At 73.6% G+C, this 20,672-nt stretch carries 22 protein-coding genes and 1 pseudogene; 10 read left to right on the top strand and 13 right to left on the bottom strand.

Annotated elements, in window-relative coordinates:
* Positions 1 to 46 precede the first annotated feature (46 nt).
* From NMQ01_RS14530 to NMQ01_RS14510, 5 genes are read right to left on the bottom strand one after another with little or no spacing between them, the layout of a single operon-like run.
* Positions 47 to 958, bottom strand: a complete 912-nt coding sequence (locus NMQ01_RS14530; RefSeq protein WP_255184616.1) for a type II secretion system F family protein — start codon at positions 956 to 958, stop codon at positions 47 to 49.
* A complete protein-coding gene (locus NMQ01_RS14525; RefSeq protein WP_255184615.1) occupies positions 955 to 1,836 on the bottom strand; it encodes a type II secretion system F family protein in 882 nt (293 codons plus the stop codon). The genes NMQ01_RS14530 and NMQ01_RS14525 overlap by 4 nt, the downstream gene beginning before the upstream one ends.
* Positions 1,833 to 3,476, bottom strand: coding sequence for a CpaF family protein (locus NMQ01_RS14520; protein WP_255184614.1), 1,644 nt, complete (start codon positions 3,474 to 3,476; stop codon positions 1,833 to 1,835). The genes NMQ01_RS14525 and NMQ01_RS14520 overlap by 4 nt, the downstream gene beginning before the upstream one ends.
* A complete protein-coding gene (locus NMQ01_RS14515) occupies positions 3,473 to 4,279 on the bottom strand; it encodes a hypothetical protein (RefSeq protein ID WP_255184613.1) in 807 nt (268 codons plus the stop codon). Before NMQ01_RS14515 ends, NMQ01_RS14520 begins: the two co-directional genes overlap by 4 nt.
* Positions 4,279 to 5,043 carry an SAF domain-containing protein gene (locus NMQ01_RS14510; protein WP_255184612.1) on the bottom strand — a complete coding sequence of 255 codons (765 nt, stop codon included), beginning with the start codon at positions 5,041 to 5,043 and terminating at the stop codon, positions 4,279 to 4,281. The genes NMQ01_RS14515 and NMQ01_RS14510 overlap by 1 nt, the downstream gene beginning before the upstream one ends.
* Positions 5,044 to 5,171: 128 nt before the next feature.
* On the opposite strand from NMQ01_RS14510, the gene NMQ01_RS14505 reads away from it, so the two are divergent.
* A complete protein-coding gene (locus NMQ01_RS14505) occupies positions 5,172 to 5,663 on the top strand; it encodes a flavodoxin family protein (RefSeq protein WP_255184611.1) in 492 nt (163 codons plus the stop codon).
* Between the two features lie 60 nt (positions 5,664 to 5,723).
* Here NMQ01_RS14505 and NMQ01_RS14500 read toward each other — a convergent pair whose 3' ends face one another.
* Genes NMQ01_RS14500 through NMQ01_RS14490 form a run of 3 tightly spaced genes read right to left on the bottom strand, consistent with a single transcriptional unit; the run spans position 5,724 to position 7,601 of the window.
* Positions 5,724 to 6,206, bottom strand: coding sequence for a hypothetical protein (locus tag NMQ01_RS14500; RefSeq protein WP_255184610.1), 483 nt, complete (start codon positions 6,204 to 6,206; stop codon positions 5,724 to 5,726).
* A gap of 41 nt (positions 6,207 to 6,247) precedes the next feature.
* On the bottom strand, positions 6,248 to 6,997 hold the full coding sequence (locus NMQ01_RS14495; RefSeq protein ID WP_255184609.1) for a hypothetical protein: 750 nt from the start codon (positions 6,995 to 6,997) through the stop codon (positions 6,248 to 6,250).
* 13 nt (positions 6,998 to 7,010) lie between these two features.
* On the bottom strand, positions 7,011 to 7,601 hold the full coding sequence (locus NMQ01_RS14490) for a DinB family protein (protein WP_255184608.1): 591 nt from the start codon (positions 7,599 to 7,601) through the stop codon (positions 7,011 to 7,013).
* Positions 7,602 to 7,875: 274 nt separating this feature from the next.
* On the opposite strand from NMQ01_RS14490, the gene NMQ01_RS14485 reads away from it, so the two are divergent.
* Genes NMQ01_RS14485 through NMQ01_RS14470 form a run of 4 tightly spaced genes read left to right on the top strand, consistent with a single transcriptional unit; the run spans position 7,876 to position 11,035 of the window.
* The gene (locus NMQ01_RS14485; RefSeq protein ID WP_255184607.1) at positions 7,876 to 8,580 is read left to right on the top strand and encodes a DUF1361 domain-containing protein; all 705 of its coding nucleotides are present in this window, start codon (positions 7,876 to 7,878) and stop codon (positions 8,578 to 8,580) included.
* Positions 8,577 to 9,782, top strand: coding sequence for an MFS transporter (locus NMQ01_RS14480; RefSeq protein ID WP_255184606.1), 1,206 nt, complete (start codon positions 8,577 to 8,579; stop codon positions 9,780 to 9,782). The genes NMQ01_RS14485 and NMQ01_RS14480 overlap by 4 nt, the downstream gene beginning before the upstream one ends.
* Positions 9,779 to 10,501, top strand: a complete 723-nt coding sequence (locus NMQ01_RS14475; RefSeq protein ID WP_255184605.1) for a DsbA family oxidoreductase — start codon at positions 9,779 to 9,781, stop codon at positions 10,499 to 10,501. Before NMQ01_RS14480 ends, NMQ01_RS14475 begins: the two co-directional genes overlap by 4 nt.
* Before the next feature lie 30 nt (positions 10,502 to 10,531).
* Positions 10,532 to 11,035: a DUF664 domain-containing protein gene (locus tag NMQ01_RS14470; RefSeq protein WP_255184604.1), complete on the top strand. Its 504-nt coding sequence runs from the start codon at positions 10,532 to 10,534 to the stop codon at positions 11,033 to 11,035.
* On the opposite strand, the gene NMQ01_RS14465 is transcribed toward NMQ01_RS14470, so the two are convergent.
* Positions 11,025 to 11,729: an NUDIX domain-containing protein gene (locus NMQ01_RS14465; protein WP_255184603.1), complete on the bottom strand. Its 705-nt coding sequence runs from the start codon at positions 11,727 to 11,729 to the stop codon at positions 11,025 to 11,027. The genes NMQ01_RS14470 and NMQ01_RS14465 overlap by 11 nt on opposite strands.
* Positions 11,730 to 11,821: 92 nt before the next feature.
* Between NMQ01_RS14465 and NMQ01_RS14460 the strand changes: the two genes are divergently transcribed.
* From NMQ01_RS14460 to NMQ01_RS16000, 4 genes and pseudogenes are all read left to right on the top strand, one after another.
* Positions 11,822 to 12,862 carry an SPFH domain-containing protein gene (locus NMQ01_RS14460; RefSeq protein WP_255184602.1) on the top strand — a complete coding sequence of 347 codons (1,041 nt, stop codon included), beginning with the start codon at positions 11,822 to 11,824 and terminating at the stop codon, positions 12,860 to 12,862.
* Between the two features lie 3 nt (positions 12,863 to 12,865).
* On the top strand, positions 12,866 to 13,756 hold the full coding sequence (locus tag NMQ01_RS14455; protein ID WP_255184601.1) for a hypothetical protein: 891 nt from the start codon (positions 12,866 to 12,868) through the stop codon (positions 13,754 to 13,756).
* The gene (locus NMQ01_RS14450) at positions 13,753 to 14,196 is read left to right on the top strand and encodes a hypothetical protein (protein ID WP_255184600.1); all 444 of its coding nucleotides are present in this window, start codon (positions 13,753 to 13,755) and stop codon (positions 14,194 to 14,196) included. The genes NMQ01_RS14455 and NMQ01_RS14450 overlap by 4 nt, the downstream gene beginning before the upstream one ends.
* 238 nt (positions 14,197 to 14,434) lie before the next feature.
* Positions 14,435 to 14,629: pseudogene (locus tag NMQ01_RS16000) on the top strand (hypothetical protein); the annotation flags it as partial.
* Between the two features lie 91 nt (positions 14,630 to 14,720).
* On the opposite strand, the gene hrpB reads toward NMQ01_RS16000, so the two are convergent.
* From hrpB to NMQ01_RS14425, 4 genes are read right to left on the bottom strand one after another with little or no spacing between them, the layout of a single operon-like run.
* A complete protein-coding gene (gene hrpB / locus NMQ01_RS14440; RefSeq protein ID WP_255184598.1) occupies positions 14,721 to 17,285 on the bottom strand; it encodes an ATP-dependent helicase HrpB in 2,565 nt (854 codons plus the stop codon).
* 31 nt (positions 17,286 to 17,316) lie between these two features.
* Positions 17,317 to 17,862 (bottom strand): GNAT family N-acetyltransferase, encoded by a 546-nt coding sequence (locus NMQ01_RS14435; protein ID WP_255184597.1) that lies wholly within the window; start codon positions 17,860 to 17,862, stop codon positions 17,317 to 17,319.
* Positions 17,863 to 17,908: 46 nt separating this feature from the next.
* Positions 17,909 to 18,457: a DUF1697 domain-containing protein gene (locus tag NMQ01_RS14430; protein WP_255184596.1), complete on the bottom strand. Its 549-nt coding sequence runs from the start codon at positions 18,455 to 18,457 to the stop codon at positions 17,909 to 17,911.
* Entirely contained in the window at positions 18,454 to 19,263 is an 810-nt protein-coding gene (locus tag NMQ01_RS14425; RefSeq protein ID WP_255184595.1) for an SDR family NAD(P)-dependent oxidoreductase, read from the bottom strand. Before NMQ01_RS14425 ends, NMQ01_RS14430 begins: the two co-directional genes overlap by 4 nt.
* Positions 19,264 to 19,385: 122 nt before the next feature.
* On the opposite strand from NMQ01_RS14425, the gene NMQ01_RS14420 reads away from it, so the two are divergent.
* Positions 19,386 to 20,633 (top strand): MFS transporter, encoded by a 1,248-nt coding sequence (locus tag NMQ01_RS14420; RefSeq protein ID WP_255184594.1) that lies wholly within the window; start codon positions 19,386 to 19,388, stop codon positions 20,631 to 20,633.
* The last annotated feature ends 39 nt before the right edge of the window (positions 20,634 to 20,672 follow it).

The raw sequence follows: 20,672 nt of genomic DNA, 5'->3' as shown, positions 1-20,672 counted from the left end.
GGCCCGGGCCACCGGGTGTTCACCCGCCGATCCGGGGCGAGCGCCCTCAGGCGCCGATGATCTGCAGCACCGACGGCGTGACGAGGATCGCCATGAAGATCAGTCCGAGGGCTGACATCGGGATCGACATCCGCTCACCGGTGGCATTGGCCTCGGCGAGTGCGGAGTTGAGCTCCGCGGTGCGCATGCTCTGCGAGCGCGAGCGCAGGGTCTGGTAGACCTGCGCCCCCTCCTCGCCGGACAGCCGCATGATGTCGGCGAGGTCGGCGAGCTCGGGCAGGCCGAGCTCGTCGGAGAGCTTGCGCAGGGCGTCCCACGGCGGCAGCCCCGACCAGCGGGAGCGGGAGAGCTCCTCGGCCAGCCGGCGGAAGACCCAGGAGTCGCCGATGTTGGCGGCGATCTCCATGGCCTGGCGCGGCCCCGAGCCGGAATTGCGCTCGAGCGCGACGAGGTCGATGTAGGACGCCAGGGCCCGGCCGAACTCCTTCCGGGCCGCCTTGGCGTCGTCCTTGACGTTGTAGTCCGGCAGGAAGAACATGCCGACCGCGCCGGCGACGGCGAGCACCGGCGTGAAGATCCACGGCAGCCCCAGCCCGAAGAAGGATGCGACCAGCATGAGGAGCACCGGCATGATCGCGCCGAGGATGGCGAAGACGACCTTCTCACCGTAGAAGCGGTGCACCGGGATGCGCATGAGCGCCAGCTCCCGGTAGGGCGGGGCGCCGAGCGAGTCGAGCGGCAGGGCCCGCATGGCCCAGCGGCCGAGTCGGTCGGTGCTGTCACCGCTTGCGTCGAGGTCGCCCTCCTCCTCTGGCCGGGCGAGCGACCGGTCGGGGGAGAGCCGGTCGAGGGCGGTCGCGAGGTCGACCTGCGCCGGGCGGAAGCGCCAGACGAGCATCGACAGGCCGAGCCCGATGAGCGCCCCGGCGATGAGAGCGAGCTGCAGGGAGGTGGTCATCGGCGCGCCTCCTCGGCGACCTCGTTGCCGATGAAGCGGGGCAGCTTCTTGCCCTTGGCCATCGACTTCATCCAGATGAGTGCGCCGACGTAGGCGGCGAGCAGCGCGGCGAGGATGAGCTGGCCGACGCCGGTGCGGTAGGGCTCGAACATCGTCGAGAAGAAGAAGAGGAAGAAGAGCACGACGAGCGTGATGATCGTGACCCAGCGGGCGGTGGCCCGCGGCTTGGCCCGGTCGGCCTCGATCATCCGTCGGGCGCGCACGTCCTCACCGACGGAGACGGCGACGGACTCCAGGACGCTCGCGAGGCCGGCGCCGCGGCGCTGGGCGCCGAGGAGCAGGTTGGCCGCGAGCAGGTCGCCGGTCGAGTCGTCGAGGTCGTCGGCGAAGGAGCGCAGGGCCTCGGCCGTGGGCCAGCGGGCCCGCAGCCGCGCCGCGAGCAGGTTGACCTCCGGCTGGATCTCCTTCGGGGCCGAGCGAAGGGTGGCGACGATCGCCTGCTCGAGGCCGACGCCGACGGTGAGCACGCCGGCGAGCGAGCGGGTCCACTCCTCCATGGCCTCGAGCCGCTCGATGCTCGCCTCGGCGTCGCCGGCGCTGAGCAGCCAGGGCAGGCCGATGATCGCCGCGGGGATGAGCACGATCATGATGACCCAGCCGGTGAAGAGGGCGAAGACGACACCTCCGATGACCCCGAGGATCACCAGCTGCCGGGTGCGGCGGGGGAGCTTGTCCCACCAGCCGTCGCGGTCACCCGCAGCGAGGCGCACCTTGGTGCGGCGGGTCGCCGCCGGGACCCTGCGCATGCCCTCGACGAAGGTGATGACGGCCAGGACGAGGATCCCGCCGAGGAGGGCGCCGCCCATCCAGGGGCTCACGGCGCCGCCCGGGCGAAGTAGCCGTCGAGGTCGAAGCCCCAGCGCTCGAGGGAGCGGTAGTCGTCGGGCAGGATGCCCGGGATCGGGGGCCCGCCCTGCGGGTTGGGCTGGAAGACGTGCGTCGTCGCCGGCCCGTCCTCGCCGGGGTGGATCGCGATGATCTCGCTGACATAGCGCTCGCGACGGGCCTCGCCGTCGGAGGTGGGCGCCGTGTCGAGCTGCAGCTGGACGATGACGTCGATGTGCTCGGCGACGGCCCGCTCGGCGTAGGCCTCGGTGACGTGGGAGCCGGCCTCCATGGCACAGGTGATGAGCTTGCGGATCGCGCCGACAGCATTGGCCGAGTGGGTCGTGCTGATCGAGCCGGAGCCGGACTGCATCGCCTTGATCATGGCGAGCACCTCGCGCCCGCGGACCTCACCGACGATCTGGCGGGAGAGGTTGAACCGGAAGGAGTCGTAGAGCAGGTCGTCGAGCGGGATCTCGCCGGCCTGACGGCCGTCGGCGCCCACCTCGCCGGAGCCCGGGCGGGACTCCCACGCGACGATGCGGCGGTGCTTCTCCGGCAGCTCGTGCAGGTGCAGCTCGTACTCGGTCTCGAAGGTGCCGATGCGCTCCCACGGGTCGAGCTCGGCGCACAGCGCGCGGACCATGGTCGTCTTGCCGGCGCCCTGGGCGCCGGCGACGACGATGCTCTTCTTCGCCTTGACCGCGGCCCGCAGGAAGGAGACCGCGACGGCGTCGAGCATGCCGCGCTCGGACAGCTCCTCGAGCGTGATCTCCCGCAGCCGGTGGCGTCGGATGACCATCGAGGGCCGCGGGGTGACCCACGCGGTCGCGGCGAGGCGCGCGCCGCCGTCGAGGCGCATGTGCAGCCGGGGCTGGGCCTCGGAGAAGGGGCGCGCGTTGACCTCGGAGCGGCTGGCGAGGAAGACGAGGAAGTCGATGAGCTCCTGGTCGCTCTCGGCGACGGCCGGGCCGGGACGCAGGGTGCCGTCGGTGTACTCGAGGAGCACCTGGTCGCACCCGGTGATCTCGATGTTCTCGACCTGCTCGTCGTCGACGAGCGGCTGCAGCCGGCCGAGGCCGAAGAGTGCGTCGAAGACGGCCTGCCCGATGCGGTCCTGCTCGTCCATCGACCACGCACGGCGGCCGACGGCGAGGTTGTTGGCCGCCGTGGTCTGCAGCAGCTCGACGATGATCGAGCGGCCGAGCTCGCGCTGCTGGTGCGGCTCGAGGTGCGAGCGGTCCTGCAGCGCGCCGGTGAGCATCTCCGAGGCCTGGGTGCGCAGCTCGGCGACCTGGGTCCAGTCGATGCTCGTGTCGTGGGCGATGTCGCCGCTCAGCCGCTGGGCCGCGACCGTCGTGAAGCCGGACCCCTCGGAGAAGGACGGCGGGGCCGGGGTCTGCTGCGCGGGCGGGGCCGGCGGCGGGCTCGGGGGCCCCGCGCCCCACGTGGGCGGCGGCGGGGTCTGGGTCGGTGCCGCGTAGCGGTCGTGGGGAGAGACGCTGCCGGCGCCCGCGGCGAGACGCTGCGAGACGTCGTCGCGGGGCTGGGTCTGGTCGGGCAGGTCGTCGTCCTGCGCGAAGAGCGGCAGCGACGTCGGGTCGAAGGGGGCGCCCCCTGAGGAGTCGCTCACGGCTGTCCAGCCTCCTGGGTGGCGCGGTGGGTCTGGGTGCCCAGGCGCTCACGGTTGTTGGCGATCAGGCCCTGCGAGGAGCTGACGGTCGCGCGCAGGGCGCGGTTGAGCGGGCCCCCGGCGAAGCTCTTCTTCGGGCGGCGGCCGGCGTAGTAGACCTCGGCCGACTCCGGGTCCCAGGGCAGCTCGGCGACGACGGGCAGGCCGAGTACCGAGCGGATCTCGCGCGCGGAGTAAGGCCGTCCGGGGCCGACGAGGAGCACGCCGAGCTGGTGCGCGGCGCCGACGGAGGTCAGCTGGTCGCGCAGGCTGCGGGCCCATGCCCGCGCACCGGAGACAGCCGGCAGGTCGCTGCGCACGACGAGCAGGGACAGGTCGCTGCCGCGCACGAGCGGCATCGGGGACTGCTCCAGGCCGAGGCGGCCGGCGTCGACGACGACGTCGACCCCGCGCTGCTCCATGCCGCGCAGGACGCCCGACAGCGGCTCCCAGAGGTTGCGCATCGAGGGGGCCTGCTGGTGCGAACGGATCCCGGGGACGAACTCGACCGTCGAGCCGGGCAGGGTCATCGACACGGTGGCGATGGCCTGGCCGAGGTTGCCGACGCGGTTGGCCACGGCGAGGTCGAGCAGGCCGCGGTCGTGGGCGGTCTGGCCCTGCAGGTAGCCGGCGAGGATCGAGGAGGACCCGGTCGGGTCGGCGTCGACGAGCATGACGTGGCGCTGCCAGGCCAGGGCCATGCCGAGGGCGGAGACGGTGACCCCCGGGGACCCGGAGGCGGAGAAGAGGGTGACGACCGCCATCAGTTGCTCGTGCTGCTCTCGGAGGTCGGGGTCGACGAGTCGCCCTCGCCCGACGGCGTGAGCGGGACGTCGCCCTCCTCGGTGTCGCCGACGACGACGAGCGAGGCCTCCTGGCGCGCGGCCGAGGCCGCGACCTTCGGGCCGTTGCCGCTGTCCACCTGCACGTCGACGAGCTTCGTCGAGCCGTCGTCGGAGAGCTTGACCGCCGAGACCTCGCCCGCGACCTTCTCCGGCTGGGCGCCGACCTCGGCACTCGCGGGCACGAGGACGACCTGGACCGACTGGCCGACCCGCAGCTCACCGCTCACGCCCTGGCCCGGCGTGAGGGCCAGACCCACGATCGAGTAGCCCTCCTTGGGGCTGATCTCGGCCGCGATGGAGTCCTGGGTGACGATCGACCCCTTCGCCATGTCGTTCGTCGCATAGGTGCCGACGACCGCCCGGCGCTGGTCCCACCGGATCGGCGAGACGTTGGTGTCCTTGCGCATCTGGGTGCGGGCGAGGTCCTGCTCGGTGATGCGGTCGCCCCGCTCGATGCCGGACGAGACGGCGATGTAGTCGTCGGTGCCGGAGAAGGTCGACAGGAGGAAGGCGCCGAGCAGCGCACCGAGCGCGGTGAGCAGCACCGACACGGCGACGAGCATCGGCCGGCGCCGCAACTTGGGCGGCTCCGGAGCAGCACCGGGCGTCGGGGTGCTCTCGCCCTTGCGCTTGCGGCGGGAGGTCTGCTCGTCCGGCGGCGGCTCGGCGGTGGGGGCGGTCATGGGTGCTACTCCCTGTGCGTCGTACCCGAAGGGGTGCGCTCGTGCAGACGCTCCCCGATGTCCGGGGATCAGGCTAAGGCACGCCGGCCCTTCGGTCGCGATCAGGTGCCTCGGGGCAGGATGGGGACATGGCACGTCTTCTCGTCGTCCACCACAGCCCGACCCGCTCCACGCAGGCGCTGCTCGAGGCAGCGCTGGCCGGGGCGAGGCATCCCGACATCGCCGGCGTGGACGTCGACGTGGTCCCGGCGCTCGAGGCCACCGCCGACGACGTCCTCGCCGCCGACGGCTACCTGCTGGGCACGCCGGCCAACTTCGGCTACATGTCGGGCGCCCTCAAGCACTTCTTCGACTCGACCTTCCTGCAGGTCGGGGGCGCCCTCGACGACTCCGGCGGCGCCGGCGACCCGGGCGGCGGCACGACCGCCAAGCGGCCCTACGGCCTGTGGGTCCACGGTCGCTACGACGTCACCGGTGCCGTGCGGGCCGTGACCTCGATCGTCCAGGCCCTCGACTGGCGGCAGTCGGCGCCGGTCCTCGAGGTCGTCGGCGACGTCGACGACGCCGCGCTCGAGTCGGCGACCGAGCTCGGCGGCACCCTCGCGGCTCTGCTCACCTGACCCGGGCACGACGAAGGGGGTCCCGCCGACGGGCGGGACCCCCTTCGCGCTGCCGGGCGATCAGGCGTGGCGGGCGCTGTAGCGGCTGTGCCGCGCGGTGTAGCGCGAGTTGGCGCGGCGCAGGGCGACGGCGCCGGCGACGACGCAGAGGGTCCAGACGCCGAGGGCGATCCAGCCGGCGAGCCAGGTCGCGGCCGCACCGATGAGGACGACGGCGGTGAGCACGCAGGCGACGGCGATGAGGTTGCGACGGATCGCGGCGACCGACTCCGGGCTGGCGTGGCGGTGGCGCAGGTTGTGGCCGACCGGCGCCGCGGCGGGCTCCGGGGTGGCCTCGGGGGCCTCCTCGACCGGGGCGACGGTGGTGGCGCCGGGGGCGGCGGCCTCCTCGACGGCGTCACGGAAGGCCAGTCGCGGGATGGCTGCGGTGTCGACCTCGTCGTCGTTGGTCGCCAGCATGGCCTCGAGGTCCTCCGCCTGGATCGCCCACGTGGGCAGATCGGTGGGGGCAGTGCGGTCGGAGGTGGTGCGTGCCGTGCTCATGGGCCCATGATCCCGCGCCGTAGCAGGGATCTAGCGCAAATTCATCGCGCCCGGCGTGTCTCGAGGTCGGTGATGATGTGAGTCACACTCGTCACACGGGCCTCAGCAGTCGTCGTCCGGTCGCGCGCGGCGACGAGCTCGGAGCGCAGCCGCGACTCGTCGAGGCGGGCTGCCGAGAGCTCGCGCTCGGCCTCGCGCAGGTCGTCGCGGGCCTGCGTCAGGGCACGCTCCGTCTCGTCGGGGGCGGTCGGCTCCTCCGGGGCGTCGTCGGGCAGTGGCGGCAGCAGGCGAAGGGGGGTCGCCACCGCGTCGTCGAGCTCGACCTCGCCGAATCCTGCGTACGACAGCGGCCGCAGCAGGCTGCCCGAGCGCAGCGCCCGGCCGCTCTGCTCGTCGGCGAGGGCGGCGACCGCCGTCGCCTCGACCTCGTCGGCGCCGGTGGGGGACAGGCGCGCCCCGGCGGCTTCGGCGCACCGCCCGGCCGCCGCGACGAGGGCGTCGATGGCCGCCCGGCGCTCGGGACGGGCGGCGGCGAGGGCGGCGCCGTCGCCCCGGGACTGGGCCGTGCGCATGCGCTCGCCGAGGGCCGTCAGGTCCGCGACGACCTGGGGCTCGTCACGGGCGACGCGGTTGAGCAGCCAGGCCGACTGGGTGGGCTTGCGCAGGGCCTTGACCTGCGCGGCCAGGTCCGGGTCGTCCCCCTTCGCCGTCTGGACCAGCCGGGTGCGGGTCGCGACGAAGTCGGCCGGGGCCACCCCGTAGAGCTCGTACACCGCCGCCGTGAGGTCCATGGTGACGATCCTGTCAGGAGGTGCGCGTGGCCTCGGCGATGCGGGTGAGGCGCGCGACGTAGTCGGCCCAGCGCTGCTCGTCCCAGCCGGGGAGGTTGTTGCCCTCGGAGCGCAGGCCCACCGAGCCGTCGAGCTGCTCGCGCAGGATGTCGGCGTGGCCGGCGTGACGGGCCTCGTCGAGGGCCATGTGGGCGATGATCTGCCCGAGCGTCACGGTGCTGCGCTCCTCGGGCCACCACGCCACCCGGCCCTCGGCGTCGAGAGGGAGGGCCTCGATCGTCGCGTCGGCGTGGTCGAAGCAGGCCTGGCACCACGCGAGCACGTCGGCCATCGACTCGCCCTCGGTGGCGAACATGTCCTCGTTGTCGTCGGGGTCGACCCCCTCGACCTCCCACGGCAGGACGAGCTCGCTCGACCGACCGAAGGTCTCGCCGAAGTAGCCCAGCTCGCACGCCGCGGAGTGCTTGAGCAGGCCGAGCAGGTTGGTCCCCGTCGGCGTCCGCGGCCGCCGCGCCTCGTACTCGTCGAGCCCGTCGAGCTTGAGCAGCAGCGCCGCTCGCTGCGTCTTGAGCATGTCGTGCAGGACGGTCTTGAGGTCGGCCATGAGTCGAGTCTGGCACCCAGGGCCGACACGGAGGCGGGCGAAGCGGTCGCTCCCGGTGGCTCCCGGCGGGGAGGCCCGGCGCGCTGCCGAAGTCCTTCGTCGTCGTGTGGTCGCCTTGTCGTTCCCGACTTCGACTTGACGCTGCGCCGGACCTCCCCGCCGTCCGCTGGGGTGCAGCGCGCCCACCCTCCTCGTCGGGAGCGGCCCGCCCAGGTCAGCCGGCCTAGGGAAAGTGTCCAGCGTCTCCCAAGGTGCCCGGCCTACGGTGCATCGAATGGCACACATCTCGCACCCCGCGCGCTGGCTGACGGGGCTGACCCTGCTCCTGCTCGCCGGCACCGCCGTGGCGGCCGGACTGCAGAACGTGCGCGCCGACCGCGCCGGCGCCCCGGTCTTCGCGTTCCTCTTCTGGAACCTCTTCCTCGCGTGGGTGCCCTACCTCGTCGCGCTCGCCCTCGTGGGGCTCGACCGGCTCCGGGCGCCCGGCTGGCTGCTGGCCGGTGTGGGTGTCGTGTGGCTGCTCTTCCTGCCCAATGCGCCCTACATCCTCACCGACTTCATCCACGTCGGGGCGATCCCCGGTGCTCCGCAGTGGTTCGACGTGCTGCTCATCGGGTCCTTCGCCGCGACCGGGCTGCTCCTCGGGCTGGCCTCCCTGCTGCTCGTCCACCACGTCGTCGCGCGTCGCCTCGGCGCGGTCGCCGGGTGGGTGCTCGCCGTCGGCTCGCTCGCCCTGTCGTCGATCGGCGTCTACCTCGGGCGCTTCCCGCGCTTCAACTCCTGGGACGTGCTCACCAACCCGCACGGCCTCGTCGAGGTCGTCGGCTACCGGCTCGCCGACCCGCTGGGCAACCCCTTCCTCGTGCAGTTCGCCCTCGCGATGACCGCCGGCCTGCTCGTCTCCTACCTCGCGACGTGGGCCGTCGGGCAGGCCCTCGCCGAGGGCCGTCGGCGCGGGGTGGCACAGTACGGCGGGTGAGCACCCCGGCAGCGTCGACCGCCCAGCGGGCGAGCATCCCGATCGAGATCAAGGTCCTCGTCGTCGCGGCCTTCGTCATCGCCGTCGGCTTCGGCCTGATCTCGCCGGTCCTGCCGCAGTTCGCGCGCAGCTTCGACGTCGGGGTGACGGCCGCGTCCGTCATCGTCTCGGCCTTCGCCTTCTTCCGGCTGCTCTTCGCCCCCGCCGGCGGCTCGCTCGTCGCACGGCTCGGTGAGCGGCCCGTCTACATCACCGGTCTGGTCATCGTCGCGCTGTCGACGGGCGCCTCGGCCTTCGCCCAGAGCTACTGGCAGCTGCTCGTCTTCCGCTCCCTCGGTGGCATCGGCTCGACGATGTTCACCGTCTCGGCGATGGCGCTGCTCGTGCGGCTGGCGCCGCCCCTGATCCGTGGCCGGGTCTCCTCGATGTACGGCAGCGCCTTCCTCATCGGTGGCGTCATCGGACCGGTGATCGGCGGTGCCCTCGGCGAGCTCGGGATGCGCGTCCCCTTCGTCGTCTACGGCGTCGCGCTGCTCATCGCCGCGGCCCTCGTCGCGGTCATGCTGCGGGGAACCCCCCTTCGCGCCGACCCGACGCAGGGTGCCCTGCCACCGATGACCGTCGCCGAGGCGGTGCAGGACAGCGCCTACCGGTCGGCGATGGTGTCCGCCTTCGCCAACGGCTGGACCAACTTCGGGGTGCGCGTGGCGATCCTGCCGCTCTTCGCCGTCGCGGTCGTCGGCGAGACGTGGGCGGCGGGTGTCGTGCTCGCGGCCGGGGCTGCCGCCACGGCCGTGACCCTGCAGTTCTCCGGCCGGGTCGCCGACACCCTCGGCCGACGCCGACCGATCCTCGTCGGGCTGGTGCTCAGCGCGGTCGGCATGGGGGCGATGGGTCTGGCCGGTGGCCTCGTCGCGATCATCGCCCTCACGACGGTGCTGTCCGTCGGCGCCGGGCTGCTCAACCCCGCGCAGCAGGCGACCGTCGCCGACGTCGTCGGCAACGGCCGGTCCGGGGGCAAGGTCCTCGCGGCCTTCCAGATGTGCCAGGACGCCGGCGGCATCGGCGGTCCCGTCGTCATCGGGGCGGTCGCGGACCTGTGGGGCTGGCAGTGGGCCTTCGCCCTGAGCGGGCTCGTCTCGGCGCTCGCGATCCTCCCGTGGCTGCAGGCCCGCGAGACCCTCATGACCGACCCGGGATGATTCCCGCCGCGGGCAGCGTTGCCGGGAGCATGCAGATCGACATCTGGTCCGACATCGCCTGCCCGTGGTGCTACATCGGCAAGCGCCGTCTCGAGACCGCCCTCGCCGACCACCCGCAGCGCGACGACCTCCAGGTCACCTGGCACAGCTACCAGCTCGACCCGACGCTGCCGGAGCACTACGAGGGCACCGAGGCCGACTACCTCGCCTCGCGCAAGGGGATGCCCGTCGAGCAGGTGCGCGAGATGTTCGGCCACGTCGCCGAGCAGGCCGCCGGTGAGGGGCTGGCCTACGACTTCGACCGGCTCGTCGTCGCCAACTCCGCCCGCGCCCACGAGCTGCTCCACCTGGCCAAGGACCGTGGGCTGGGTGACGAGGTCAAGGAGGCGCTGCTCTCGGGTCACTTCGAGCACGGGATGAACATCGGCGACGTCGACTCCCTCGTGCGCGTCGGCGTCGACGCCGGTCTGGACGAAGGGGAGGTCCGCTCGGCCCTCGCGGACGGCCGCTACAAGGCCGCGGTCGCGGCCGACATCGACATGGCTCGCCAGATCGGGGTGACGGGCGTCCCCTTCGTCGTCGTCGACATGAAGTACGCCGTCTCCGGCGCCCAGCCACCTGAGCTCTTCCGCGAGGTCGTCGACAAGGCGCTCGCCGAGCGGACCCCGGCCGTGCAGGTCGTGCAGTCCGGGGACGTCTGCGGGCCCGACGGCTGCTGAGCGCCGCGACCCGGGCGTAGCGTCGGGGGCATGACTCCTGCACAGTTGCTCATCGACTGCTTCGGCCGGGTGCGCGAGAGCGCGCTGGCCGCCATCGACGGTCTGACCGAGGAGGAGCTGACGCACCGCGTCACGCCCGATGCCAACTCGATCGCGTGGCTGGTCTGGCACGCCTACCGGGTTCAGGACGACCATGTGTCCGACGTCGCCGGTCTCCAGCAGGTCTGGGCCGCACGGGGTTTCATCGAGTTCTTCGACCTCGACCTCGACGAGGACGACACCGGCTACGGGCACACGAGTGCGCAGGTGGGCAAGGTCGTCGCCAGCGCCGAGCTGCTCGCCCGCTACGTCGAGGCCGTGCACGACCAGACGGTGACGTGGGTTGCCGGGCTGCACGAGGCCGACCTCGACCGCGTCGTCGACACCTCGTGGGATCCGCCGGTCACGCTCGGGGTGCGGCTCGTGAGCGTCGTCGACGACGACACCCAGCACGTCGGGCAGGCGGCCTACCTCAGGGGCCTGCTCACCGCGTGATCGGTGGGTTGAGCTGCTCCACCGGACCCCGGCGGTAGAGCCGCGCGGGGCGCCCGGGCTCGGCGCTCGACGTGCGTCCGGTCTCCTCGAGGAAGCCGGGCGTCTTGGTCACCTTGCGGTGGAAGTTGCGCGGGTCGAGCCGCTCTCCCCACACGGCCTCGTAGACCTCGCGGAGCTGGCTCACCGTGAACTCCGGAGGGCAGAAGGCCGCCCCCAGCGAGCTGTACTCGAGCTTGGCGCGGGCCCGCTCGACGGCGTCGCGCAGGATCACCTCATGGTCGAAGGCCAGGGCCTGCGACAGGGCCTCGGCGACCGGCCACCACCGGGCCTCGGCCGCATCGGTCCCCGCCTCGGGGGTGCCCGCGTCGGGGGTCAGCGCGAGGTGCGCGACGGTCACGGTGCGGCCCCGCGGGTCGCGGTCAGGGGCTCCGTAGGTCGCCAGCTGCTCCAGGTGGACCCCGGCCAACCCGGTCTCTTCGGCGAGCTCGCGCTCGGCGGCGGCGAGGAGGTCCTCCTCGAGCCGCACGTAGCCCCCGGGCAGCGCCCAGTCGCCGGCGAAGGCCGTCCCCTCGGGGGCGGCGCCGTCGTCGCCAGCGGCGGGTTCCCCCCTTCGCACGAGCAGGACCTGCAGCTGCGCCGACCGGACGGTGAGGATCGCCAGGTCCACGGTGACGGCCATCGGGGAGGGGTGCATGGCGCCAGCCTAGCGTCTTTATCGTCAATTTGACACATTGCCGGATGGGCCAATATCGTCAAACTGACGCAAACAACCCGAGGAGGCGCGTCATGGCCACCATCACCGGCTACCCCTTCATCACCCACCTGCGGACCCCCGCGACGACCTACGTCCAGCACCTCGCCCACGGCGACCTCAAGCACGAGGGGGTCGGGGCCTCCTTCTGGTTCCGCCGGCTGCCCGCCGTGCTCAGCGAGGTGCCCGTCGACGACCGGGAGCAGCCCGTGCTCGTCAAGGTGCGCGCGAGCGACCTGCAGGAGGTCAACGTGCCCGGCGTCGTCACCTACCGGATCGCCCAGCCCGCGACCGCCGCCGAGCGCGTGGACTTCGGCATCGACGTCCGCAGCGGCATCTGGCTCGCCCGTCCCCTCGAGGTCGTCGGCGCGACCGTCCACGGAGCGGCCGCCGACGCGGTGACGGCCGCGCTCACCGGGCGCCCGCTGGCCCAGATCCTCATGAGCGACCCGGCGCAGCTCGCGGCGCAGGTCAGGGAGCGCCTCGTCGCCGACCCCAGGCTGGCCGACGTCGGCATCGCTGTCGTGGGTATTCGCTTCGACGTGCTGCGCGCCGACCCGGACGTCGAGCGTGCCCTCCAGCTGCCCTCGCGCGAGCAGATCCAGCAGGAGGCCGACAAGGCGACCTTCGAGCGGCGGGCGGTCGCCGTCGAGCGGGAGGCGGCGATCGGGGACAACGAGCTGACCAACCAGATCGAGCTCGCCCGGCGGCAGGAGGAGCTCATCGCCCAGCGCGGTGCCAACGCGGTGCGCGAGGCCCGGGACACGGCGGATGCCGACCGGGTCGCGGTCGCCGCGGAGGGGGAGCGGACGACGGCCCTGGCCCGGGCGAGCGCCGAGGCCACGCAGGCCATGGGCGTCGCCGAGGCCGAGGCCCGGCAGGCGATGGGCGCGGCCGACGCAGAGGCCGAGCGGGCCCGCCTGGCAGCCCACGCGGGCGTGGCGCCCGAGGTCCTCATGGCCATGGCGATGGCGGAGCTCGCGCGCAACCTGCCGCAGATCGACCAGCTGGTCCTGACGCCCGATGTCGTGAGCAGCGTGCTCGCCCGCCTCGCCGGTCAGACCGGGGAGGGCTGAGCGGTGGCCACGCCCCGGGTCGTCGTCGCCCACCGGGCGAGCGAGTACGAGGAGCTCATCGCCCGGCACGGCACGCGCGGTCAGGTCGGCTTCGTCCTCGGCACCCGTGGGCGCGACCTCGCCGAGGTCGACGCAGGCCACGAGGCGCTGCACGCCGCCCTGGCCACCGTCGCCGCGGCGATCCCGGCCGACTGGCGGCGGGCCCGGGTGGAGCGGGCCGACCTGGCCCGCTTCGTCATGGAGCCGGGCGACATCGTCGTCGCCGTCGGGCCCGACGGCCTCGTCGCCAACCTCGCGAAGTACCTCGACGGACAGCCGGTCATCGGCGTCGACCCGCGGGTCGGTGTCAACGCCGGCGTCCTCGTGACGCACCGGGCGTCCGACGTGGCCGGCCTGCTGACCGCCGTGGCACGGGGCGCGGCCCGTACCCTCGACCGGACGATGGTCGAGGCCGTGGCCGACGACGGCCAGCGGCTGCTGGCGCTCAACGAGATCTTCGTCGGGCAGGCCGGTCACCAGTCGGCGCGCTACACCCTCACGGTCGGTGGCCGGCGCGAGCGGCAGTCGTCCTCGGGCGTCATCGTGGGCACCGGGACCGGCTCGACGGGTTGGTGCGCCTCGCTGCAGCGGATCCAGGCGCCGGGGATGGACCTGCCGGAGGCGACGTCGCCGCGGCTGACCTGGTTCGTCCGTGAGCCGTGGCCCTCGCCGAGCACCGGCGCCGAACTCGTCGCCGGTGCACTCGCGCCGGACGCGGCCCTCGAGCTCGGCGTCGAGTCCGAGGGGCTCGTTGTCTTCGGCGACGGGATGGAGGAGGACCGCCTCACCCTCGGCTGGGGGCAGCGCGTGATCGTGCGTCGGGCGCCGGAGGTGCTGCGTACTGTGGTCGCGTGAGCGAGTTCTGCACCAGGGTCGAGACCGAGACGTCTCCCGAGGAGACGTGGCGACGGCTGTGGGACCTCGATCGGCACACGGCCGTCATCCCGCTGACGACGGTGACGCCCCACCCGCCGGCGACCCGGCTGGGGGCGGGCGTCGGCTTCACCGGCAGGACCGCGCTGGGGTCGCTCGGCTTCGACGACGTCATGCGGGTCGTCGAGTGGTCGCCCCCGTCCGACGCAGCTAGCGGCCGTGCGGTCGTCGACAAGGTCGGCCGGGTCGTCGGCGGCCGGATCGAGGTGACGGTCGCCTCCCTTCGTCACGGCTCGCGCGTCACCTGGCGCCAGACGGTGCGTCTGCCCTGGCTGCCGCGACCGCTGCGGTGGATCGAAGCGCTCGCTGCCCGGGTCATGGCGCCCGGTTATCGGCGGGCGATCCGGACCTTGCTGGCGTGAGCCGACCGGCCGGTGGCGAGCACAAGAGGTCGTCCTGGTGCATGTCGCGCCGTTCGCCAAGGGATATGGGCCCATTCCGCTACCGGTTGTGCACGGCCTGGCCGCAGGCGAGCGGGACGTTGCTGGCGTGAGCCCGCCGGGCCGGTGACGATGGCGGCATGGGAGCGACGCTGAGGATCGAGATCTTCCCTGCGGACATCGACGTGCCGTGGGCTTCTACGAATAGTTGGGCTTCGAGGTGCTCGGCCGCAAGGACGACCCGCCCTATGCCTCGGTCGGGCGGGACGAGGTGCGGATCGGGATGGTCGAGTCGCCGGCCCGCCCGGCGGAGCACCTGCACGTGCCGAGCGGGACCGAGATCGTGCTCGTCGTCGACGACGTGCAGGCCGAGCGTGACCGGCTCGTGGCCGCGGGCATCGATCTCGCCGAGGACCTCACGGATCGTCCGTGGGGGCTGACCGACGTCCGGGTGCACGAGCCCGACGGGTACTACCTGGATCACCGACCGTCGCTGACGCCGAAGCTCAGGTCCGGCGCTTCGTGCGGGCCGTCGCCGGGGCGGTCCACGGGTCCTCCGGCCACGGGTGCTTGGGGTAGCGGCCGCGCATCTCGGCGCGCACCTGGGCGTAGGGCCCGGACCAGAAGGACGCGAGGTCGTCGGTCACGGCGAGCGGGCGACGGGCGGGGGAGAGCAGGTGGAAGAGCACCGGCACCCTCCCGTCGACGAGTCGAGGCGTCTCGGCGAGGCCGAAGCACTCCTGCAGCTTGACCGCGAGCACCGGTGCGGCAGAGGGCTCGTCGTGCGGCGGCCAGGTGATGGCTGCCGTCGACCCGCTGGGGACGGGCAGGCGCTCGGGGGCGAGCTCGTCGAGCCGGGTCGCCTCGGGCCACGGGAGCAGGCGACGCAGCGGGTCGGTCAGGTCGAGGCGGGCGAAGGGAGTGCCCGTCGCCACGCGCTGCAGTTCGGGTCCGAGCCACTCGTCGAGCCGCGCGGCCAGTGCCTCGTCGGACACGTCGGGCCACGGGTCGCCGAGGTGGTGGTGGAGCGCGGCGAGGCGTCGACGGAGGGTGACTGCGGTGGGCGACCAGGTGAGCAGATCGAGGCCGCGGGTGGCGAGGGCGCGACGCACGGCGTCGGCCCCGGTCTCGGGGTCCGGCCGGACCGGCGTGGAGGAGAGCTCGATGGCGCCGAGGGCGTCGACCTCGCGGGCCGTCACCCTCCCCTTCGCGGCGCCTGCCTCGCCTGCGCCCAGGTCGGCGCGGACCTCGCGGACCCGCAGCCCGGAGCCCGCGGTCTCCGCCTCGTCCCGGGTCAGGGCCGCGGCGAGCCGGATCACGGCGCCGGTGCCGGCCGCGACGCGCCCGTCGGCACGGGCGACGTCGGCGACGACGAGCCACTCGTGGTGGCGCATCGGGCTGCCGGAGGGCAGGGCCGCTCGAGTGCCCGAGGCGAGGAGATAGGTGGGGCCGTCGCCGACGCGGCGCGCGATCCGGCCGGGGTGGGCGAGGGCGGTGACCAGTCCGGCGCCGGAGACGTGCCGGTCGCCGGCACGGGCACCGCTGCCGGGGCGTTCGTCCCCGTCGGTGGGGACCAGCCGCGCGAGACGGTCGGCCTCGCGGCGCCAGCGGCTGGCGTCGCGGGAGCGCCCGGAGCGCAGGTCGGCGAGCAGCCGGTCGAGGTCGCCGTCGTCGCTGCGCAGGTCGTCGGCGAGGGTCGCGACGACTTCGGCCGCCGCGGTGGCGCCGACGAGGTCGGCGCCGTCGAGCAGGGCGCGGGCGAGCCGTGGGTCGGCGGGGATGCGCGTCGCGGCGAGCCCGTCGTCGGTGATCCGTCCGTCGTCGTCGACGAGGCCGAGCCCGCGCAGGGCGGTCTCGGCCGCGGCGATGCCGGCCGCCGGGGGTGGTGACAGCAGCGCCATGCCCTCGCCGCGGGGCGAGCCCCAGGCCGCGAGGGTCAGGGCCGTCTCGGTGAGGTCGGCCGTCGTGATCTGCGGGGTCACGTGCTCGGGTGCGCGCGACCACGCCGACTCCTCGACGAGTCGCACGGCGCGGCCGGGGCCCAGGCGCGCGGCCCGGCCGGCGCGCTGGGTCATCGAGGCCCGGGAGGCCTGCACCGTGACGAGGCCGGACATGTCGCGGGCGGCGTCGCGGCGGGGTTCGCGGGAGAGGGCCGCGTCGACGACCAGGCGCACGCCGGGGACGGTCAGCGAGGACTCGGCGAGATCGGTGGAGACGACGATGCGGCCACCGGTTGGGGAGGGGCTGCCGCCGATCGCGAGGTCCTGCTCGCGCGGGGAGAGGCGACCGTGGAGCGGGAGGACCTCGGCGCCGGGGACGAGACGGGCGAGCAGCTCGACGACGCGGTCGACCTCGCGGGCTCCCGGGACGAAGACGAGGGTGTGGTGGTCGAGGTCGTGCTCCTGTGCGGTCACCCGCGCGACGTGCTCGAGGAAGTCCCGGGTGACGCCCCGAGCATCGGTCCGCGGGCCGGGCGCCGGCTCCCAGAGCACCTCGAGCGGGTGCGGCGCGCCCTCGCTGTCGACGAGCGGAGCCGGATCGTCGTCGTCGCCCAGCAGCGTGGCGATGCCCGGCGCGTCGAGGGTGGCCGACATCGCGACGACGGGCAGCTCGCGCAGCTGACGGACCTCGGCGAGCATGCCGAGCAGCAGGTCGGTGTCGAGGGCGCGCTCGTGGACCTCGTCGAGGACGACGGCCGCGGTGCCGGTCAGCTCGGGGTCGGCGAGGAGGCGGCGCACGAGCACCCCCGGCGTCACGAACTCCAGCCGCGTGCGCGGCCCGACCCGTCGCTCGCCGCGCACCGTGTGGCCGACGAGGTCGCCGAGCTCGGTCCCGGTGAGGTGCGCGAGGCGCCGCGCCGCAGCACGCACGGTGACCCGTCGCGGCCCGGTGACGACGACCCGACCCTCGACGCAGTCGGCGACGAGCGGGGGAGCGAGCGTCGTCTTGCCAGACCCGGGCGGGGCCTGGACGACCGCGACCCCACGGGTGGTCACCGCCCTGCGCAGCGCGTCGAGCGCCTCGGCGAAGGGGAGTCCCTCGCCGATCGCGCGCAGGTCGAGGTCGGTCATGGCGTCGAGCCTCGCACGAGCAGGACCGGGGTCAGCGCTCGAGGACGAAGAGCCGCGTCGTCGTCTCGTAGTAGCGGTCCGTCAGACCCCCGTCACGCATGCCGAGGCGCCGGGCGACCCGCTGCGAGGGCGCGTTGTCCGGGTGGGTGACGGCGACGACGCGAGGGAGCGCGGTGGCGTGCTCGAGTACGCGTGTAGCGGCCTCGGTCGCGATGCCGCGACCCCACACGTCGGGGTGCAGGTGCCAGCCGATCTCGACCTCGGGGCTGTCGAGCGCGAGGTCGGGGTCGCGCGGGTCCGCCGCGAGGGGCGAGCCGGTGATGGGGATCGGCTTGAGCAGCAGCGTCCCGACGAAGCGCTCCTCGAGGTCGATCGCCCAGATGCCCTGCGGCGGCGGGTAGGGCACGTCGCGGCGACGCGGGATCGAGGCGCGTGCCTCGGCGACGTCGGTCATCGGCTGCCCGTCGCCGATCCAGCGCTGCACCTCGGGTCGCGAGTGCAGGTCGAAGAGCGCGTCGGCGTCGTCGTCGCGGAAGGTCCGCAGGGTCAGCCGGTCGGTCGTCAGCGTCTCGGGCACGTCGTCGATCCTCGCACCGCGCGGCGCCACGCGCCCGCCCCTGCGCTCAGAGCGACTCGAGCTTGCGCACGATCCGCTGCACGGTGAGCCAGGTCCGGGTGGTGATGCTCTTGCCGTAGGTCCGGTCGAGCCAGGTCATGAAGTCCGGCGTCTTGCCCGGAACGCTGTTGTCGATGACGGCGAGGAAGGCTCGAGCCGGCGCGTCGAATCCGACGACGCGCACCTTCGGGTCCGGGTCGTCGGGGATCTCGGTGGGTGCCAGCTCGCCGTCCTTGAGGAAGGTCGTCACGAGATAGGTCCCGCGCCCGTGCGTCAGTCCGTCGAAGGGGTCGCGCTCGAGCAGCGCCCGCAGCTCCTCCAGGGAGCGGATGATCGTGCCGCCGCCGATGCCGAGCTGGTCGACGAGTGCGGCCTGGATTCGCCGCTCGAGCTGGGGCACATCGGTCTCGTCGGTCTCGAAGACGATGTTGCCGCTCGCGAGCACCGACCCGACGCGCCGCAGCCCCAACCCTTCGTGGACCGCCCGCAGCTCTGCGTTGGAGTTGTGGGGCAGCGCCGGCGCGATCCCGCGCAGCAGGGCGACGTAGCGGGTCATGGCCGCAGGTGCGAGGCGCCGTTGAGGTCGAGCGTCGCCCCGGACGCCCACTGCGCGTCGGGCGAGGCGAGCCAGACCACGGCCGAGGCCACCTCCTCCGGTCGCCCCACGCGGCCGAAGGGGGAGTCCGCCCGGATCGCTTCTCCCGCAGGGGAGTCGAGCCGGTCGGCCACCCGCTCGGTGTCGATGAAGCCCGGTGCCACGGTCGCGACCGCGATGCCGTGCGGGGCGAGCGCGACCGCGAGCGAGGCGTCCATCGAGTGCAGCGCCGCTTTGGATGCGGCGTAGGCCGGGTACTCCGGCTCGCCGCGGTGGACTCCGCGCGTGCCGATGGTGATGACCCGCCCCGGCAGCCCGAGCTCGACGAGCCGCCGGGTCATCGCGTGCGTGACCATCGCCGTGCCGATCGTGTTGATCCGCAGGTAGTCCTCCCAGCTGCGTTGCCACGCAAGGGGATCCGTCGTCGCGGGCGGGTGGGCGAGCGCGGGGGTGGTCGCGATGCCCGCGTTGTTGACGAGCACCGTGACCGGCGCGCCGAGGGCTTCCTCGGCGGCCGCCGGCAGGCCCGCTGCCTGCTCCGCGTCGCCGAGGTCGGCGACGACGAGGGCGTGTCCGTCGCCGGGGAGGGAGGCGAGGGTCGCCTCCCCCTTCGAGGCTCCTTCGTCGCGCCTCAGGACACCGCCTTCGTCCACGGCGGTGTGCACGTGGACCGCGACGCGCTCGCCCTGCTCGGCGAAGGCGGTGGCGACGGCCCGGCCGATCCCGCGGGCGGCGCCGGTGACGAGGACGGCGCGCGGATCGCTCATGCGGTCAGTCTGCCCGACCTCGGGTCGAAGCGGTGACCCCCGGGAGTTCACAAGGCGGACAAACTACGACAGTCTGTCGTTGACGCAGTCCATCGGAGCACTACTGGTCAGGTGAGGGCACCATGCACGAGCCACGAGTCACTCCCCACCCCGTCGCGGAGCAGGGGCCGGACCCGAGCACGGCCCGGCGCATGCTCCTCCTGGCGACGATCGGGTTCGCCCTCTGCTTCTGGGCCTGGGCGCTGCTGTCCCCGCTGGCGGTCACCTTGCGCGAGGAGCTCGGGCTGTCCTCGTTCGAGCAGTCGCTCGTCGTCGCGACACCGGTCATCGTCGGCTCGCTCGGTCGCATCCCCGTGGGCGCGCTGACCGACAAGCTCGGCGCCCGGCTGATGTTCCCCGCGGTCTCCGCGCTGACGATCCTCCCGGTGCTCTTCCTCGCCTTCTTCGGCGACTCCCTGACCGCCCTGCTCGTCGGCGGCTTCTTCCTCGGCATCGGCGGCACGGCCTTCGCCGTCGGGGTCCCCTTCGTCAACACCTGGCACCCGCCGGCCCAGCGGGGCGCCGCGCTCGGCATCTTCGGCATGGGGACCGGGGGCACGGCGATCGCGGCCTTCACGACGCTGCAGCTGTCCGACGCCTTCGGGCGGCCGGCCCCCTTCGTCCTCGTCGCCGTCCTGCTCGCCCTGTACGCCGTCGCCGCGTGGTCCCTCCTGCGGCCCCCGCCGGGGCCCGGGGGCCACGCCGGCGGCGGCAACTGGCTCGGCGCGGCCGTGCGCACCCTCGCCCAGCCGGTGGCGATCAAGCTCGCCCTGCTGTACGCCATCTCCTTCGGTGGCTTCGTCGCCTTCAGCGTCTACCTGCCGACCTACCTCGTCAACAACTTCGGCATGGCGACCGGGGCGGCCTCGTTGCGGACCGCCGGCTTCGTCGTCGTGTCCGTGCTCGCCCGGCCCGTCGGCGGCTGGTTGTGCGACCGCCTGCCCAAGACCACGGTCCTGTCCGGCCTGCTCGTCGCGACCGGTCTCCTCGCCGGCCTGGCCGCGCTCGTCGGCGGTGGCAACGTCGACCTCGGCCTCGAGCCGGTCGGCACGATCGCCTTCCTGGGCATGGCCGCGGGGCTGGGCGCAGCTGCGGGAGCCGTCTTCGCCCTCGTCGCCGCCCTCGTCGAGCCGTCCCGGGTCGGCTCGGTCACCGGCGTGGTCGGTGCGGCAGGTGGCCTCGGCGGCTTCGTCCCGCCGCTGCTCATGGGCGTGATCTACGACGCCTACGGCAGCTACACCGCCGGACTGCTGGCCCTGGCCGTCGTCGCCGTGGCCGGCGGCCTCTACACCGTCGTCGGATTTCGCACAGAGCTCGCCGACCACCACTGACCACCCGACCCCCGACGCCGCAGAACAGGAGAGCACACC

The sequence above is a fragment of the Janibacter sp. CX7 genome (genome assembly GCF_024362365.1).
GTDB lineage: Bacteria > Actinomycetota > Actinomycetes > Actinomycetales > Dermatophilaceae > Janibacter.
Note: the sequence above shows the minus strand (reverse complement) of the source record. Positions and strands in the feature narration are given on the sequence as shown.